The following is a 16,666-nucleotide window of genomic DNA, read 5'->3' as shown; positions in this document are numbered from 1 at the left end:
GCTGTGTACCGCGTCGTTTGCATTTAGTGTGTGGGCCGACCCTGTCGTGAAGCGGCCGGACCCGCGCGAAACCCGTAGGCTTGCCGCACTCCTGGATAATCAGGATTGCCCGGCCGCCGTGCAGGAGGTCAAGGATGGCATCAAGGCGCGCCAGCCCGACGTGTTGATGATGGCCGCCGCCATGATGGAGGATGGCGTCTGCATGAAGGCTAACTGGGAGAAGGCGGTTAGCCTGTACGAGATGGCCTATCAGGCGGGAAGCCCGACCGCATGGCATGCAATGGTGGCGGCGCTGGCTGCGCCTGGGCGCGATAACGGCCGCGCCTTATGGTTCGCGGCCCAGCGTTCATATGGCTTGCCGGGCAGCTGCACTCCCAAGGCCGATCCGCTGAAGCAGCCCGACGCTTTCAATGACGAGCTGGAACGCATGCCGCCGGAGGTGTTCCGCGCTTGCGTCTACATGGCGGGCGTGATGAGCGAGGTGTTTGGCCGTACCCAGTATCCGCCGGCATCCCTTGCGTACCGCATGCAGGGAAATCTGGCGATGAAGTTTGTTCCATCGAGCGGCGTCATCACCTGGATTTTCGAGCAGACGGCCGACAGCTCGCCAGGCAATCGCGATATGTCGAAGGCGCAGTTCCATGACGAGCGCAAGATTGAGAAGGAATTGCTGAATTATGTGAAGGCGAAAAGCGACTTTGCGCTGGCGCGCTATACGCGGCCGGAAGGCATCGACCCCGCGCTGGTATTGAGCGGAGAGTTCAGGTTTACGATCGACTAGGTATTCAGCGTAAATTCGGTAAAGGAAGCCTCGCTGCTCGGCGCGGCCTTGGCTTCCGGCTCGTCGGCTTTGGCGAGTTTGCTGTCCGGGCCATTATTCAAGAGCCACAGCAGGTTGGTGGCGGAATCGGCGTTGGCCAGTGCTTCGTCCTGGCTGACCAGTCCATCCTGCACCAGCTTGAGCAAGGCTTGCTCGAACGATTGCGAGCCGGGCGACATGCTCTTTTCCATCGCTTCCTTGATCTGGCCGATTTCGCCTTTTTCGATCAGGTCCGCGATGTAGCGCGTGTTGACCATCACTTCCACCGCCGCCGAACGGGTGCCGCCGTTGATCGAGCGCACCAGCCGCTGCGACACGATGGCTTTCACGGTGCTCGACAAATCCTGCAGCAGCGCCGCGCGGTTCTCGATCGGGTAGAAGCTGATGATGCGGTTTAAAGCGTTGTAGCTGTTATTCGCGTGCAGCGTGGCCAGCACCAGGTGGCCCGACTGCGCATAGGCCAGCGCCGCCGCCATCGTTTCCTTGTCGCGGATTTCGCCGATCAGGATGCAGTCCGGCGCCTGGCGCATGGAGTTGCGCAGCGCGGTGTAGAAGTCCTTGGCGTCGCTGCCGATTTCGCGCTGGTTGACGATGGATTTCTTATTCCGGAACAGGTACTCGATCGGATCTTCCAGCGTCAGGATATGGCCGGAGCGCAGTTCGTTGCGGTGATCCAGCATCGAGGCGATGGTGGTCGATTTGCCGGAACCGGTGGAGCCCACCAGCAGCAGCAAGCCGCGCTTTTCCATGATCAGGTCCGCCAGCACCGGCGGCAGCTGCAGGTCGGCCAGCAGCGGGATAGTGGCGGGCACAAAGCGGAACACGGCGGAGATGGTGCCGCGCTGCTTGAACGCGGACAGGCGGAAGCGGCCCAGGTTCGGCACCGAAACGCCCATGTTCAGTTCATTGGTGGCTGCCAGTTCGTCCATCTGCTCCGGCGTGGCGATTTCCGCCAGCAGGGCATGGATGTTCTCCGGCTCCAGCTTTTGCTGGTTGATCGGGATGAGATTCCCGTTGATCTTGATGTGAACCGGAGAGTTCACCGCGAAAAACATGTCCGACGCGTTCTTTTCCTTCATGAGTTGGAACAAGCGGTCCATAGCCATGATGAGTCTCCGGTTCTAGTGCATTAAATACCGCGCAGCAGTTCGTTGATGCCGGTTTTCGCGCGGGTCTTTGCGTCGACGCGCTTGACGATGACCGCGCAGTACAGCGAGTACTTGCCGTCGTCCGATGGCAGCGAGCCCGATACCACCACCGAGCCCGAAGGCACGCGGCCGTAGGTCACTTCGCCGGTGGTGCGGTCGTAGATCTTGGTCGACTGGCCGATGTACACGCCCATCGAGATCACCGAGTTTTCTTCCACGATCACGCCTTCAACGATTTCCGAACGCGCGCCGATGAAGCAGTTGTCTTCGATGATGGTCGGATTGGCTTGCATAGGTTCCAGCACGCCGCCGATGCCCACGCCGCCCGACAGGTGGACGTTCTTGCCGATCTGCGCGCACGAACCGACGGTGGCCCAGGTGTCGACCATCGCGCCTTCATCGACGTAGGCGCCGATGTTGACGTAGGAAGGCATCAGCACCACGTTCTTGGCGATGAAGGAACCACGGCGCGCCACAGCTGGCGGCACCACGCGGAAGCCGCCTTTGGCGAAATCGTCGGCGGTGTAGTTGGCGAACTTGGTTGGCACTTTGTCGTAGAACTGCATGGTGCCGTCCGAAGGCAGGACCACGTTGTTCTCCAGTCGGAACGACAGCAGCACGGCTTTCTTGACCCACTGGTTCACCACCCAGGTGCCGGTGGCTTTGTCGGCCACGCGGATGCTGCCGTTATCGAGGCCGGCCAGTACGTGGTTGACGGCGTCGCGCAGTTCGGCGGAACCGTTGGCTGGGTTGATGTTTGCGCGGTCTTCCCAGGCGGTTTCGATGATGTTCTGGAGTTGTTGGCTCATGATGGATTCAATCTTATTTGTTAAGGGACTTGCAGAATTGGACGATGCGCTGCGCGGCTTCCAGGCCTTCCGCCGTCTCGGCGACCAGCGCCATGCGGATGCGGTTGCGGCCAGGGTTGATGCCGTGCGCTTCGCGCGCCAGATAACTACCCGGCAGTACGGTGACATTATATTCGGCGTACAGGCGCTGGGCGAATTCGGTGTCCGACAGGCCGGTGCGGCTGACGTCGGCCCATAGGTAGAAACCGGCGTCAGGCAGTTCCACGTCCAGCACTTCCTTCAGCAAAGGCGTGATGGCGTTGAACTTGGCGCGGTATTGTTCGCGGTTGTTTTCGACATGGGTTTCGTCGTTCCACGCCGCGATCGACGCAGCTTGCACGGAGAGGCTCATGGCGCCGCCGTGATAGGTGCGGTACAACAGGAATTTTTTCAGCACTTCGGCGTCGCCGGCCACAAAGCCCGAACGCATGCCCGGCACATTGGAGCGCTTGGACAGGCTGCTGAACACCACCAGACGCGCGTACGGACGCTCGATGGTGGCGAGGCCCAGCTGGTGGGCCGCTTCCATCGCACCCAGCGGCGGCTGTTCGCCGTGATAGATCTCGGAGTAGCACTCGTCGGCGGCGATGACGAAGTTGTAGCGCTCCGACAGCGCGAACAGGTGTTCCCAGTCGGTCAGCGACAACACGGCGCCGGTCGGGTTGCCCGGCGAGCAGACGAACAGCAGGGCCACGCGCTTCCAGACTTCTTCCGGAATGCTGTCGTAGTCGCAGCCGAAATTGCGGGCCGGGTCGGAGTTGACGAAGTACGGCTCGGCGCCGGCCAGGTAGGCCGCGCCTTCGTAGATCTGGTAGAACGGATTCGGGCTGACTACGATCGACTTGGCATCCTTGTCGATGACCGCCTGCGCCAGCGCAAACAGCGCTTCGCGCGAGCCGTTCACCGGCAGCACCTGCGTGGCCGGATTCAGCTTGGGCAGGTTGTAGCGGCGTTCCAGCCAGCCGGCGATGGCGCCGCGCATCTCGGGCGAGCCGATGGTGGTCGGATAGATGGCCAGGCCGTCGACATTGTCGATCAGCGCCTGCTCGATGAATTTTGGCGTAGGATGCTTGGGTTCCCCCATGCCCAGACTGATGGCCTTGTGCTGAGGGCTGGCAGTGACTTGCTCAAACAGCAGGCGCAGTTTTTCGAACGGGTAGGGGTGAAGCTTGTCGAGAAGTGGATTCATAGTCTTTGATTATAGCGCCTCCACGCCTACCCGGTCATCCATGCTAAATTATTAAAATAATTGAATAGACAACCGTGGGCGGGACGATGGATCAAAACGAGATTGCACTGGAGGCGGAGGTCAGCCGCAAGGTCATGGCAGGCCGATTGGCGGTGGGCCTGGTACAGGGACTGCTGCTGTATTGGCTGTGGTCCGCCGCGCGCGACGGGGCCTGGCCTGCTACTGTGCCGATGGTGATGGGGCCACTGGTCGCGCTGCTATTGATCTTGCCGGTATTGCTGATCTCCAGCCTGGGCCACATGGCGCCGCGACAGGCGGCGGCGTGGCTGGCGACGGCGCTGGCCGTGCTGCTGGCGTTGTCGCTGCACGACGCGTGGCGTGGCATGAATGCCCAGCCGTTGTTGAGCAACTGGGATAATCGGCCCAACTATGCGCCGTCGGTGTTGCTGGTGGTATTTAGCGTGGTGTTCTTCTTCATCGCTCAGGCGCTGGTATTGGCCGGCGTGCAGGAGAAGCGGCGCATCGCCGGCTACAACGCGTATTTCGAAACCGCGTGGAAGCTGGCTATACAACTGTTGTTTTCTGCATTCTTCGTCGGCGCGCTGTTCTTCGTGCTGCTGCTCGGATCGCAGTTGTTCATGCTGGTCAAGCTGAACTTCCTGCGCGATCTGCTGCGCGAATCCTGGTTCAACGTGCCGGTGATCTGCACCGCCTTCTCCTGCGCCATGCACATCACGGATGTGCGGCCCTCCATCGTGCGCGGCATCCGCACCTTGCTGCTGGTGCTGATGTCGTGGATTCTGCCGGTGGCCGTGGTGCTGGTGACGGGCTTCCTGTGCACGCTGCCGTTCACTGGGCTGGCGGCGCTGTGGGAGACGCGCCATGCCACCTCGGTACTGCTGGGCGCTGCGGCCGTGCTGCTGGTGCTGATCAACGCCGCGTTCCAGAACGGCGAGGCGCTGGTGGCGCTGCCGCTGCGCGTGGCCGCGCGCACGGCGGCGATATTGATACTGCCGGTGACGGCGGTCGGCATTTACGCGCTGGGACTGCGGGTGGCGCAATATGGCTGGACTTCGGACCGGGTCATCGCCGCCGCCTGCCTGCTGGTGGCCTTGTTCTACGCGATCGGCTACGTGTGGGCCGCGTATCAGTACGACACGTGGCTCAAGCCCGTCAGCACGGTCAATGTCTGGGCCGCGTTCCTGGTGCTGGCGGTGCTGCTGGCCTTATTCACGCCCATCGCCGATCCGGCGGGTATCGGCGTGAACAGCCAGATGGCGCGGCTGGACAAGGGCAAGACGGCTGCCGCCGATTTCGACTTTCGCTATTTGCGCTTCGAGGGCGGGCGTTATGGGCAGGAAGCGCTGGAAGAACTGAAGCAGCGCACTACCGGACCGGATGCCGCGCTGCTGCAGCGTGAAGCTACGGCCGCGCTGGCGATGGCGCTGAAGGACCGCTGGATGCTGCCCAAGAAGTTCACCGCGCCGGCGTCGGTTGCGGCAAATCTGAGTGTCTGGCCTGCCGATGCGCAGCTGCCAGCCAGCTTCCTTGCGCAGGAATGGGAACTCACGCAAGACGATGAAAAGCCAGCGTGCCTGACCCGGAAGGAAGGCAAATGCGACGCCATCCTGCTCGATGCGGATGGCGACGACAAGCAGGAAGTGCTGCTGCTGGAGAAAGACCGTGCCCTTGCCGGCTATCTGTACGCGGAGCGGAGCGCGGGAAAATGGGCCGTCGCTGCAACCCTGAGCTATCTCGACACTTCTTGTGCGCCGCTGATGGAGAAGCTGCGCAAGGGCGAGTTCAGTTTGGTGGCGCCGCGCTTCAAGGAGTTGGAGGTTGGCGGACGGCGGGTCCGGTTGGAAGACATGCGCTCGCCCAAGGCGGAGTGCAGCAGGGCTAAGTAGCGGCGCCTTGCAGCGGGCACGCCTGCTTGTCCTCGCCGAGACGGCGTGCCAGCTCGCCGCGCAGCAGGTGCAGGCCGTTGATGCGCTGGTCGATATCGGCCAGCTTGCGTTCCAGCGCTGAGCGCAACTGCGGCGCAGTGGCGGTGGCGCCGGGTTCGGCCAGCAGCGGCAGGTCGGCTTCTATTTCGGCCAGCGTAAAGCCCAGCGTTTGCGCCAGGCGGATATAGCGCAGCAAGTCGACCGCTTCCTGCGGATAGTCGCGATAGCCGTTGGCGCTGCGGCGCGCGCGCAGCAGGCCGCGCTTCTCGTAAAAGCGCAGCGTGTCGCGGCTGAGGCCTGTGGCCTCGGCGATTTCCCCGATTTGCATGCGTGGTCTCCCAAAAAATGCTTGACCCTGGAGTCTACTCCAGCCTTTAGCATGGCTGCATGAAAACTACTACTTTCCGCAAAATCGTATTCGGCAGCGCGCTGTATGACCTGATCGTCACCGCGCCTTTCGCAACCCCGTGGAGCTTCGCCTTCGCACACGCGCAACTAGGCGCCGTCAACCAAAAGCTGGGCGGCGCACCGCTGCCGGACTTCACTCCATTCCACATCCTGTTCGCCTGCCTGCTGGGCAGCGTGGTGCTGGTGTGGTCGGTGCTGCGCCTGCGCGACCCGCAACCGCGCTTCGGCCGCTACGACGGCGTTGCGCGCCTGCTGTTCACCACGTGGATGGTCTGGACGTTTACCGCGACCGGCGCGCCGCTGCTCTGGCTCTTCATCCTGCCGGAATTCGCCTGGGGCGTGGCGCAGTGGCTGCCGGTACGCTCTCCACCAGAAAATCAATGAAGGCGCGGACGCGGGCGGGCTGTTGTTGGCGGCTCGGGTAGTAGGCGTACAGGTCGGCCGAGGGCAGGGTGTAGTCGGGCAGGACGACCTGCAGGCGGCCGCTGTCGAGGTACTTGGCCGCGTCCCACTCGGAACGCAGCAGGATGCCGTGGCCATCCAGCGCCCAGCCCAGCACCACGTCGCCGTCGTTGCTGGACAGGCTGCCGTGTACTTTCACCGTTTCGTGCTTGCGGCCTTTTTGCAGTTTCCAGGTGCTGTAGCTGTCGTCGTTCTGGCGGTGCAGGATGCAGCGGTGCTGCGCCAGTTCCTGCGGCGTGCGCGGCACGCCGTTGCGCTTCAAATAGGCCGCCGAGGCGCACAGGTAGCGGTGGTTGGACAGGATCTTGCGTGCGCCCAGCCGCGTGTCCGGCAGTTCGCCGAAGCGGATGCCGAGGTCATAGGCGTCTTCCACCAGGTTGATGGCGCGGTCGGTCAGCTGCAGTTGCACTTCCACCTCCGGATAGCGCCGCGCAAACGCCGACACCAGCGGCGCGATGGTGGTGCGGCCGAAGCCCAGCGTGGCGTTCACGCGCAGCAGTCCTTTCGGCGCCGCGCGGCTGCTCGATACCGATTCCTCCATGTCGCGGATGTCGGCCAGGATGCGCGTGGCCTGCGTGAGATAGGTTTCGCCCTCGCTGGTCAGGCTCACGCGGCGCGTGGTGCGGTTCAGCAGGCGCACGCCAAGGCGCTGCTCCATCAGCATCAGGCGCTTGGTGACGGCCGGCGGCGTCAGTCCCAGCTCGCGTGCGGTGGCGGCCAAGCTGCCCAGCTTCGCCAGCAGCACAAAGAACGACAATTCCGAGACGATATCGTTATTCACTTGAAGTTAATAAAGGAATTAATGTCAGTAAATTATACGACTATCTTTCAAGAGTAAGCTGTCACCATTCTTCCACGGAGACCGCATCATGAAAATCGTCGAGATACGCGAAAAAACCATCCCTATCAGCTCCCTGATCCGCAACGCCTACATCGATTTCAGCAAGATGACGCTGAGCCTCGTGGCCGTCATCACGGACGTGATCCGCGACGGCAAGCCGGTGGTCGGCTACGGTTTCAATTCGAATGGCCGCTACGGCCAGGGCAAGTTGATGCGCGAGCGCTTCATCCCGCGCATCCTCGAAGCCGATCCGTTCTCACTGCTGAACGACGCCGGAACCAACCTCGATCCGCACAAGGTGTGGGACTGCATGTTCACCAACGAGAAACCGGGCGGCCACGGCGAGCGTTCGGTGGCCATCGGCACCATCGACATGGCGATCTGGGATGCGGTGGCGAAGATCGAGCGCAAGCCGCTGTTCCAGTTGCTGGCGGAACGCTACGGCAGCGGCACGCCGGACCGTAAGGTGTTCGTCTACGCCGCCGGCGGCTACTACTATCCGGGCCAGAGCCACGATGCGCTGAAAGATGAAATGCGCAGCTATATCGATCGCGGCTACACGGTGGTTAAGAAGAAGATCGGCGGCGCCTCGCTGGACGAAGACCTGCGCCGCATCGATTCGATCCTGAGCGTGTTGGGCGATGGCCAGAAGCTGGCGGTGGATGCCAACGGCCGCTTCGACCTCGACACCGCCGTCAAATACGCCAAGGCGTTGTCGAAGTACGACTTGTTCTGGTACGAGGAAGCAGGCGATCCGCTGGACTTCGAACTGCAAGCCACGCTGCGCAATTACTACGACAAGCCGATGGCCACCGGCGAAAATCTGTTCTCGATGCAGGATGCGCGTAATCTGATCCGCTACGGCGGCATGCGTGCGGACCGCGACTGGCTGCAGTTCGACTGCGCGTTGAGCTACGGTCTGGTGGAGTACCTGCGCACGCTGGACATGCTGCACCAACACGGCTGGTCGCGCACTCGCTGCATTCCGCACGGCGGCCACCAGATGTCGCTTAACATTGCGGCCGGCCTTGGGCTGGGCGGTAACGAATCCTACCCGGACCTGTTCCAGCCGTTCGGCGGCTTCCCCGACGGCGTGCGGGTCGACAATGGCTACATCACCATGCCGGAGCTGGTGGGCATCGGCTTCGAGGGCAAGTCGAATCTCTACAGCGAGATGGCGGCCCTCAGCGCGTAATCAGGCTGCCTTGGCCAGTGTCGCTTCCGGCGCGCTCCACACTTGCTGCGCCACGCGCATCATGTTGCGGCCGAGGACCAGCTCCACTTCGCTGTCGCTCATGCCGGCCTTGCGCAGCGCGGCCGGCAGTTCGCGCCACACTTCCGGCGGCGTGAAGCTCGGCGGATGGTTCATGTCGTAGCCTGCCGATGCCGGCCACCAGTGCGAAGGATCGAAAGCGCCCGGCGGCGTGTCGTCGAGGCCAGGCTGCTGGAAGCAGATATCCAGTCCGATGCCGACGTGCTTCACGCCCACCAGATCGGCGACGTAGGCAGCATGCCGCGCCACGTCTTGCGCATTCGGCTGCTCGCTGCCGAGGAAGAAGGACAGGCCGGAGATGCACACCACGCCGCCGGCTGCGGCGCAAGCGCGGATCTGCTCATCGGTGACGTTGCGGCCGTGCGGTACCAGCGTGTAGGGATTGGCGTGGCTGAAGATCACCGGCTGCGACGAGGCGTTCATGATCTCCAGGCTGCACAGGCGGCCCGTGTGCGAGCAGTCCATCAGGATGCCGTTGTCGTTCACCGCCTGCACCATGCGATGGCCGAGCGGCGTCAGGCCGCGCGCCACGTCGTGGCAGCCGCCCGCCACGCTGTTGTTGCGGTTGTAGGCGAAGTGGATCTGGCGCACGCCTAGCTGCGCGTACAGCGCCACCATGTCCGGCTGGTCCAGCAGCGGCATCGAACCCTCAAGATCGAAGGTGATGGCGATGCGGCCGTCGGCTGCGGCCTGGATGATGTCGTCCACGCTGGACACCAGCACATAGCGCTCGGGATTGGCAGCGATAGTGGCGCGGTAGCCCGCAATCACCGACATCACTTGTGACACCGGATTCATGTCCGCACCGACGTTGAGCGACACGTAATTTACGCCGGCGGCGTGCAGCCGGCGCACCGGCGTGAAATCGGCCAGCGGGTGTTGTGGCAGGCAAGCGTGGGCGTCCCAGTTAATCATGATTGTCGGCGTGGTGAAAAAGGGTATAGTCCCACGAATGGCCGCGCAGGGTCAAATTCGCGGCATGCTTTATACTGGCGCTTTTACCCGTATCCGAAGGCCGACATGTCTTTCTCTACACTGGGCCTCGCACCCTCGCTGCTTAACGCCATTACTGAAATCGGCTATCAGGAACCCACGGCCATCCAGAGTGCCGCGATTCCCGCCATCCTGCGCGGCGAGGACGTGCTGGGCGCCGCGCAAACCGGCTCAGGCAAGACTGCCGCCTTCGCGCTGCCGCTGCTGCAATCGCTGCTGGACAAGCGTGGCAGCCATCGCCAGCTGCATGGCCTGATCCTGGTGCCGACGCGCGAGCTGGCGTCGCAGGTGGCGGATTCGATACGTCAGCTGGTGTCGCACTTGCCGACCACGCTGAAGGTGCAGGTGGTGTTCGGCGGTGTGTCGATCAACCCGCAGATGCTGGCGCTGCGCGGCGGCACGGATATTCTGGTCGCTACGCCAGGCCGCCTGCTGGACCTGGTCGCCCATAACGCGGTGAAGCTGTCGCAAACGGCCATGCTGGTGCTCGACGAGGCAGACCGCCTGCTGGATATGGGTTTCAGCGAAGAGCTGAATCGCATCCTTGAACTGCTGCCGAAGCAGCGCCAGAACCTGTTCTTCTCGGCGACCTTCCCGCCGGCGGTGCAAAAGCTGGCCGATGGCCTGCTGAACAATCCGACGCGCATTGAGGTGCGGTCCGAGCCGTCCAGCAAGCCGGATATTGAACAGCGCGCCATCAAAGTGGATGTGCCGCGACGTACCATGCTGCTCAAGCATCTGATCCTTGAGCACAAGTGGCGTGGTGTGATGGTGTTTGTCGCTACCAAGTATGCGTCGGACCATGTGGCGGATAAATTGAACCGCAACGGTATTCACGCCGCATCCTTCCACGGGGAGTTGAGCCAGGGCGCGCGTACCCAGACCTTGACCGATTTCCGCACCGGCTATCTGCAAGTGCTGGTGGCGACCGACGTGGCGGCGCGCGGCATCGATATCGCGCGCTTGCCGGCGGTGGTGAACTATGACTTGCCGCGTTCCGCTGTCGACTATACCCACCGTATCGGGCGTACTGGCCGGGCAGGAGAGAGTGGTGTGGCGATCAGCTTCATCACCGCCGAGGCGGAGCAGCATTTCCGCCTGATCGAAAAACGCCAGAACCAGCGCGTGGAGCGTGAGGTGATCGCCGGCTTCGAGCCGACCGAGGCCGCGCCTGTGGTCAGCGCCTTTACCGACACGGTCAACGGCGGCATCAAGGGCAAGCGCAAGAGCAAGAAGGACAAGCTGCGCGAAGCTGCCGCCGCAGCCGCCGGCAAGTAAGCCTGCTGTGCGCTCACTCGCCGCTGGCGCGGAACTGGCGGCGGTAGACTGACGGGGAGGTGCGCAGCGCGGTGCGGAAGTGCTGGCGCAGCGACAGCGCCGAGCCGAAGCCCGCTTCCTGAGCCACTACTTCAATCGACACATCGCTGGTTTCCAGCAGCCGCTGCGCGTGCGCTACGCGCTGGTTGAGCAGCCATTGCTTGAACGAGGTGCCGGTGGCGTCGCGGAAGTGGCGCGTGAAATTGCGGCGGCTCATGGCCGCGCGCGCGGCCAGCGCATCGATGCTGTGGTTGTCGGCCAGATGCCGGTTGACCCAGTTGAGCACTTGCGCAAAGCGGTCATCGCTGCCGCTGACCGGCACCGGGCGCTCGATGAACTGTGCCTGCCCGCCTTGCCGGTGCGGCGCCACCACCAGCTGCCGCGCCACATGGTTGGCCGCCTCCGCGCCGCACAGCTGGCGCAGCAGGTGCAGGCAGCAATCCAAACCCGCCGCCACGCCGGCGGAAGTCAGCACATCATCATCCACATACAGCACTTCGCGGTCCACCGAGACCGTTGGATGACGTTCGGCCAGCGCATCCGCAAACTGCCAGTGCGTGGTGGCGCGGCGGCCATCCAGCAGGCCTGCTTCCGCCAGCGGAAAGGCGCCGAGGCACAGGCCGACGATGCGCGCGCCGCGCTTGTGCGCACGTTGCAGCGCGTGCAGCAGGGCTACCGGTGCGGGGCGGCAGTCGTCGTGCCAGGTCGGCAGAATGACGATATCGGCGCGGCTCAGCGTTTGCAGGCCGTGCGGCACGGCGATATCGAAGCCGCCGGTGGTGCGCAGCGGCGACGGATCGGGCGAGCAGATTTTCAGGTCGAACGTAGCATCGCGGAACACCATACCCGGCACGGACAGGTGGAAGGGCGTGATGCCATCGAAGGCGATGACGGCAATTCTGAAGCGGGAAGTATTCATGGCCCGATTATATCGTTTGTATGCCTTCGGGCCGCTGTCGGCTGGTGACGTGGAAGCGCACAATGCTTCTCATCGTAACCCAACACAGGAGAACCACCATGCGCCGTGCCCTGATCGTCGTTGATGTGCAAAACGAATACTTCACTGGCAATATGAAGATTGAATATCCGCCGGTGGCGGTGTCGCTGCCGAATATCACCCGTGCGATGGACGCGGCCCGTGCCGCCGATATCCCGGTAGTGGTGGTGCAGCACGATGCGCCGGAACAGTCGCCCATCTTCGCCAAGGGCTCGCCGGCGTGGCAGCTGCATGAGGAGGTGGCGCAGCGTTCGGCCAATCTCCACATCAACAAGACCTATGCCAGCGTGTTCACCGGCACCGGCCTGGCCCAGTGGGTGGCCGATAACGGCATCGACACGCTGACCATCGTTGGCTACATGACGCACAACTGCGATGCGGCCACCATCTACGAAGCGGCGCACAAGGGATTGTCGGTGGAGTTTTTGTCGGACGCCAGCGGTTCGCCGTCCTACGAGAACGCGGCCGGCAAGGCCAGCGCGGAAGAGATACACCGCGTGTTCAGCACCGTGTTCCATACCGGCTTTGCGGCCGTGGCTACTACGGAAGCATGGATTGCCGCTGCACGCGAAGGCAAGGCGCTGGAACGCGACAATATCTATCTGTCGGTCCAGCGCACGTTAAAAGCTTAACCTCCGACGCGCTTCGGTTTGTGGCCGAGCTTTGTGAGTTCGGCCATCACGCGTTCGCAATGGTCGCCCTGGATTTCGAGCACGCCGTCCTTGGCCGTGCCGCCGGAACCGCAGGCGCTGCGCAACTGCTTGCCCAGCGCCGCCAGCTCTTCGGCGCCCAGCGGCAGGCCGCGCACCAGGGTGACGGTCTTGCCGCCGCGCCCCTTGGATTCGCGTGATACCTTCACATTGCCATCGCCGATTGGCTTGGCCTTGGCGGCAGTTTTGCAGGCGCACTCGCTGAGCGGCTTGCGGCAGTCCGGACACATGCGGCCCGTTTCGGTGGAATAGACGAGGGCCATGATTTAATCCTTCAATAAACGCGGCATGAAGATGTCGAAGAAGCGCTTCTGGTCTGAGGCCAGGCACACTTGCGCGTTTGGCTTGCCCGGCTGCTCGCGGGTGTAGCCTTCGCTGTCGACCACGATGCGTAGCGGCGTTGTTGGACATACCGACGGATCGATCATCCATGCCACCGGCACCACGTCGAACAGCGACGGCATATTGCTGGACCAAGGCTGGTAGGCGTTGATCCACTGGTGGTAGAGCAGCGCCAGTTGGTCGGTGACGGGCGAGCCGTGGCCGAGCAGGGCGTTGCGCTCCACTTCATCGAGACGGATCTGGGTGGAATCGACCGGCATCATCACGATCGGTACGCCGGAGGTGAACAGTTTTTGCGCGCCGCCGATATCGGACACGATGTTGTATTCCTTGTCGGCCGGCCGCGACGGAACGTACTGCGATTTGCGGTAGCCGCTGCGTACCGAACCGCCCATCATGGCGACTTGTTTCAGCTTGCCGAAGGTGGTGGCGTCGCGCGTGATCGCCGCGCCGACATTGGTCAGCGGGCCGAGGGCCAGCAGCGTGATTTCGCCGGGCTGGCGCTTGATCTGGTCGAGCATGAAATCGACCGCATCGATTTTGGCTGGCAGCTGGCCGCGCTGCGCGTAGCGCGCCTGCGTGAACGGCTGTGGATTGCCGGTAGTGCGAACGCCTTGTGCCACCGGGATGTGGCGATGGCCGGTCTCGCGCAGCATGCGTTCCAGCAGTTGCGCGCGCAGTGCGGTGTCGCCCCAGTCGGTGGTGATGCCAACGATCTCGATCTCGGGGCTTTGCAGCAGCAGGCCGAGGGCGAAGGCGTCGTCGATATCGTCGCCGATGTCCATGTCGACGATGACTTTTTGCGGCGCGGCTTGCGCCAGTACGGCGCACGACAGCGCCAGGACGGAAAACAGCCCGCGCAGTGGGCGGGCGAGGGAGTAAGCCATGTAAATCCTCGATGCGTTGAAGGGAGGATTTTACAGGATGCGGCGCGCGCGGTTGCCGTCAGCCGCCAGTCAGCCTCCGACGAGCGCGATGCGGCGTTTGATGCGTTGGGCTTCGGCGCTGTCGCCGGCTTGTTCGGCGCGCAGGGCTTGCACGCCGAGCCAGGCGAGCAGGGGACGGCGCCAGCCTTGGGCGGAGGCGGTTTCTACGGCGTCTGCCAGGATTTGTGGATTGGCGCGGCCTGTGCGCAGAAGCACACCGCTGGCGACCAGGCGGGAAAGCGGATCGGCGATAGCTTGAACCGCGCTCACCACTGCCGCATCCCCGTTCGCCGCAGCCACCGCCCGATGCTGTTCCGGCAGCAGCACGATATCCGTGAGGCTGGGCAGGTGGCCGGCGAGGTAGGCGGCGTAGATGCGGTCGGCGGTGCCGGCGTCCTGCGCCAGTTTGTCGTAGCCGGCGCAGTCTTCGAACACCAGCGATGCCACGCGCGCGGCGCAGCGGATCAATTCTGCGCGGATCAGCAGTTCCACTTTCCCGGTGCTGGACAGCGCTTCGCGGGCACGCGCCGATTCGGCGGCTTCCACGCGCGCGTTGCCGGACATGTAGGCGGCGGTGGCGCGCTCGATGCTCCCGTGTGCCGTCATCTGCCAGTCCGGCACCGGCGGATTATTGCCGCAACCGGACAGCAGCAAGGCCGCAATAACGATGGTCTTCTTCATGGCAGCTTGATCTCCGTATCGCGCTTGAATGGCCACTTGCGATTGATTTCATTCACCAGCTGCTCCACCCGCCGCAAACTGCTTTCCACTTCGCCGCGCAGCGCGCCCAGGTCCGCCGTGGCCTCCTTGGTGTTGGACGCCACCGCCTGCGCCTCCACCAGCACCGCATCCATCTTCTTGAGCGAGTTGCGCGCATCGGCCAGCAGGCCGTTGAGCTGCTGGATGGTGGCCTGCGCATCCGTCGCCACGCCGGACGGGCCGAATACCCGCTCGTCGGCGTGGCCGATCAGGCTATCCGCCTTGGTCGCCAACGCATTGACCGTGACGAGCAGCTTGTTGGCGCGCTCGGCCAGCTGCTGCGCGCCTTTCTCATCGCCGGCGATCAGCCCCATCGCGCCATGCGGCCCATTCAGCTTGCCGGTGACACCGGCAACATTGGCCAGCGATGCGGCCAGCGCGGAATTCTCCGCCGTCAGATCGTTCAGGTTTTGCAGCAGGTCCCTGGCCGCCGCCAGCAGGCGCGGAATCTCGGCGCCCGGATCGCCCACCAGCAGCGTGCGCGCCGCACCATCCTCCAGCGGCGGGTCGGTTGGAATGCCGCTGAATGCACGCAGCTTGGCGCCGCCCACCAGCCCACGCTCCAGCGTAAAGATGCTGGAACTACGCAGCCAGTGCGCATCCTTGCGCGGCACATCGACTACCACGCGCGCCTTGCCCTCCGGGCTCAATTCGATGCGCCGCACGCGGCCGATGGGGAAGCCGGCAAAGGTCACATCCATGCCAACCACCACGCCCTCCGAATCGTCGGCCTGCAAAACCAGCGTTTGCGTCGATTCGAACGCGCCGCGCGCATACAGCAAATAAAGCGCCGCCCCAAGCACCAGCGCGAGCATCAGCACCAGCAGCACGCCGGCCTTGAGTTCAGCATTGCGCACCGGCGCGGCTTCGTTGTCCTGTTCCGTCATATCAGTAGTAGTTACCCATGAGCGAAGCCACTTCGACCAGCAGCATCACGCCAAACACGCGGACCATGTCCGACAAGCCGTGCGAGATGCGGTCCGAGGTGGCCATCGGTATCAGCGCGACCGCAAAACTGAAGAACACGATCTTCAGCACCAGTATCAGCGTCACCGCAGGATTGAAGACCTGCCCGACCACGCGTGTGTAGCCGGCCAGCGCCCACGGCGTAAAACCGTACAGCGAAAGATAAGTGAGGGTCAGCGTCAGCACGCAGCTGACCGCAGCCAGCATCCATACCGCGAAGATGCCTGCCGCCACGCGCGGGAAGAACTCGCGATGCAGCTCGCCGCCGGAAGCGCTGGCGGCGGCATGGCGGCGCTGCGCCAGTTCCAGTCCGGCCGGCAGCGTGGTGCGCAGGGCGACGAAAGCGGCGGCGGTCAGCGGGATCAATTCCAGCACCAGCACGCGCACCACCATTTCCAGCGCAAAGCGCGACAGGCCATAACTCTGCGACGTGACCACCACGATGCGGATCAGCACCAGGCTGACCAGCGCGGACAGCACGCCATACCACGCGAGGTTGGGCACCGTGTCGGCCACGAGGCGGTGGGCTAGCGCCGGCCGGTTCGCGCGTCCGTAGCTGGCCGGCGTCAGCGCCAGTGAAAACATCATCACCGCAAAATGCAGCAGCCGCCACCAGCCGTGCAGCCAGGCGACAGCGCCTTGGTGCAGCCGTTGCAGAATGCCGGACGTGGATGCATATGCGTTCATGTTGGCATATTAGCACCGCCGCCGCCACGCGGGT

Annotated in this window: 18 protein-coding genes; 6 read left to right on the top strand and 12 right to left on the bottom strand. The window is 63.5% G+C overall.

All coding sequences use genetic code 11. From position 1 onward, the window contains the following. Positions 1–46 precede the first annotated feature (46 nt). On the top strand, positions 47–781 hold the full coding sequence (locus BMZ70_RS10010) for a hypothetical protein (RefSeq protein WP_130300811.1): 735 nt from the start codon (positions 47–49) through the stop codon (positions 779–781). On the opposite strand, the gene BMZ70_RS10005 is transcribed toward BMZ70_RS10010, so the two are convergent. Genes BMZ70_RS10005 through dapC form a run of 3 tightly spaced genes read right to left on the bottom strand, consistent with a single transcriptional unit; the run spans position 778 to position 4,005 of the window. After that, positions 778–1,926: a PilT/PilU family type 4a pilus ATPase gene (locus BMZ70_RS10005; protein ID WP_092273112.1), complete on the bottom strand. Its 1,149-nt coding sequence runs from the start codon at positions 1,924–1,926 to the stop codon at positions 778–780. The two genes, BMZ70_RS10010 and BMZ70_RS10005, sit on opposite strands and share 4 nt — an antisense overlap. Before the next feature lie 23 nt (positions 1,927–1,949). Beyond that, on the bottom strand, positions 1,950–2,777 hold the full coding sequence (gene dapD / locus BMZ70_RS10000) for a 2,3,4,5-tetrahydropyridine-2,6-dicarboxylate N-succinyltransferase (RefSeq protein ID WP_092273109.1): 828 nt from the start codon (positions 2,775–2,777) through the stop codon (positions 1,950–1,952). Positions 2,778–2,790: 13 nt separating this feature from the next. Further along, a complete protein-coding gene (dapC, locus tag BMZ70_RS09995) occupies positions 2,791–4,005 on the bottom strand; it encodes a succinyldiaminopimelate transaminase (protein WP_092273106.1) in 1,215 nt (404 codons plus the stop codon). A gap of 86 nt (positions 4,006–4,091) precedes the next feature. On the opposite strand from dapC, the gene BMZ70_RS09990 reads away from it, so the two are divergent. Next, a complete protein-coding gene (locus tag BMZ70_RS09990; protein WP_092273103.1) occupies positions 4,092–5,912 on the top strand; it encodes a DUF4153 domain-containing protein in 1,821 nt (606 codons plus the stop codon). Here the strand turns inward: BMZ70_RS09990 and BMZ70_RS09985 are convergent. Further along, entirely contained in the window at positions 5,905–6,279 is a 375-nt protein-coding gene (locus tag BMZ70_RS09985) for a MerR family transcriptional regulator (RefSeq protein ID WP_092273100.1), read from the bottom strand. The genes BMZ70_RS09990 and BMZ70_RS09985 overlap by 8 nt on opposite strands. Positions 6,280–6,338: 59 nt before the next feature. Between BMZ70_RS09985 and BMZ70_RS09980 the strand changes: the two genes are divergently transcribed. Further along, positions 6,339–6,743, top strand: a complete 405-nt coding sequence (locus BMZ70_RS09980) for a hypothetical protein (RefSeq protein ID WP_092273097.1) — start codon at positions 6,339–6,341, stop codon at positions 6,741–6,743. Here the strand turns inward: BMZ70_RS09980 and BMZ70_RS09975 are convergent. Then, positions 6,673–7,602 carry a LysR family transcriptional regulator gene (locus BMZ70_RS09975; RefSeq protein ID WP_092273094.1) on the bottom strand — a complete coding sequence of 310 codons (930 nt, stop codon included), beginning with the start codon at positions 7,600–7,602 and terminating at the stop codon, positions 6,673–6,675. The two genes, BMZ70_RS09980 and BMZ70_RS09975, sit on opposite strands and share 71 nt — an antisense overlap. 88 nt (positions 7,603–7,690) lie before the next feature. Here BMZ70_RS09975 and BMZ70_RS09970 point away from each other — a divergent pair, with 88 nt between their 5' ends. Next, positions 7,691–8,857, top strand: coding sequence for a mandelate racemase/muconate lactonizing enzyme family protein (locus BMZ70_RS09970; protein ID WP_092273091.1), 1,167 nt, complete (start codon positions 7,691–7,693; stop codon positions 8,855–8,857). On the opposite strand, the gene BMZ70_RS09965 is transcribed toward BMZ70_RS09970, so the two are convergent. Then, entirely contained in the window at positions 8,858–9,850 is a 993-nt protein-coding gene (locus tag BMZ70_RS09965) for a dipeptidase (RefSeq protein ID WP_092273088.1), read from the bottom strand. 105 nt (positions 9,851–9,955) lie between these two features. Here BMZ70_RS09965 and BMZ70_RS09960 point away from each other — a divergent pair, with 105 nt between their 5' ends. Then, positions 9,956–11,206 carry a DEAD/DEAH box helicase gene (locus tag BMZ70_RS09960; protein WP_092273086.1) on the top strand — a complete coding sequence of 417 codons (1,251 nt, stop codon included), beginning with the start codon at positions 9,956–9,958 and terminating at the stop codon, positions 11,204–11,206. A 13-nt stretch (positions 11,207–11,219) separates the two neighbouring features. On the opposite strand, the gene BMZ70_RS09955 is transcribed toward BMZ70_RS09960, so the two are convergent. Beyond that, on the bottom strand, positions 11,220–12,164 hold the full coding sequence (locus tag BMZ70_RS09955) for a GlxA family transcriptional regulator (RefSeq protein WP_092273084.1): 945 nt from the start codon (positions 12,162–12,164) through the stop codon (positions 11,220–11,222). A gap of 98 nt (positions 12,165–12,262) precedes the next feature. Between BMZ70_RS09955 and BMZ70_RS09950 the strand changes: the two genes are divergently transcribed. Next, entirely contained in the window at positions 12,263–12,874 is a 612-nt protein-coding gene (locus BMZ70_RS09950) for an isochorismatase family protein (RefSeq protein WP_229205360.1), read from the top strand. Here BMZ70_RS09950 and BMZ70_RS09945 read toward each other — a convergent pair. From BMZ70_RS09945 to BMZ70_RS09925, 5 genes are all read right to left on the bottom strand, one after another. Continuing rightward, positions 12,871–13,215 (bottom strand): translation initiation factor Sui1, encoded by a 345-nt coding sequence (locus BMZ70_RS09945; RefSeq protein WP_092273078.1) that lies wholly within the window; start codon positions 13,213–13,215, stop codon positions 12,871–12,873. The two genes, BMZ70_RS09950 and BMZ70_RS09945, sit on opposite strands and share 4 nt — an antisense overlap. A gap of 3 nt (positions 13,216–13,218) precedes the next feature. Beyond that, positions 13,219–14,181, bottom strand: a complete 963-nt coding sequence (locus BMZ70_RS09940) for a nucleoside hydrolase (RefSeq protein WP_092273075.1) — start codon at positions 14,179–14,181, stop codon at positions 13,219–13,221. 69 nt (positions 14,182–14,250) lie between these two features. Further along, positions 14,251–14,901: a hypothetical protein gene (locus BMZ70_RS09935; RefSeq protein ID WP_092273072.1), complete on the bottom strand. Its 651-nt coding sequence runs from the start codon at positions 14,899–14,901 to the stop codon at positions 14,251–14,253. Further along, complete coding sequence (locus BMZ70_RS09930; RefSeq protein ID WP_092273070.1) at positions 14,898–15,866, bottom strand: MlaD family protein; 969 nt, start codon at positions 15,864–15,866, stop codon at positions 14,898–14,900. The genes BMZ70_RS09935 and BMZ70_RS09930 overlap by 4 nt, the downstream gene beginning before the upstream one ends. A gap of 1 nt (position 15,867) precedes the next feature. Continuing rightward, positions 15,868–16,632: an MlaE family ABC transporter permease gene (locus BMZ70_RS09925; RefSeq protein ID WP_092273068.1), complete on the bottom strand. Its 765-nt coding sequence runs from the start codon at positions 16,630–16,632 to the stop codon at positions 15,868–15,870. Positions 16,633–16,666: the final 34 nt, after the last annotated feature.

It is taken from the genome of Duganella sp. CF402 (assembly GCF_900109645.1).
In the GTDB taxonomy this organism is placed as follows: Bacteria; Pseudomonadota; Gammaproteobacteria; order Burkholderiales; family Burkholderiaceae_D; genus Rugamonas.
The sequence above is the reverse complement of the archived record's forward strand: the minus strand, read 5'-3'. Positions and strand labels throughout refer to the sequence as shown.